At 57.6% G+C, this 255-nt stretch carries 1 protein-coding gene; it reads left to right on the plus strand.

The window, feature by feature from the left end; genetic code table 11:
- Nucleotides 1-255 (plus strand): integrase core domain-containing protein (locus tag V6F91_RS27665; protein WP_332769954.1); only part of this gene is annotated, 255 nt, incomplete at both ends.

Raw genomic sequence — 255 nt, forward strand, 5'->3', positions numbered from 1 at the left:
ACTGGCGTTTATACTGCGCTGGAAGTCTGGCTGATGAGCCAGGGCATTAAGGTCGGTCATTCCCGGCCTTATCATCCGCAGACTCAGGGAAAACTGGAGCGCTTCCACCGCAGCCTGAAAAATGAAGTCCTGCAAGGCCGGTTTTTCACCGATCTCGACGACGCACAACGGGCGTTTGATACCTGGCGCGACATCTACAACCAGAAACGCCCTCATCAGGCGCTGGGCATGGCGGTGCCGGCGGCTCGTTACAGT

This window comes from Pseudomonas koreensis, assembly GCF_036668835.1.
In the GTDB taxonomy this organism is placed as follows: Bacteria; Pseudomonadota; Gammaproteobacteria; order Pseudomonadales; family Pseudomonadaceae; genus Aquipseudomonas; species Aquipseudomonas koreensis_I.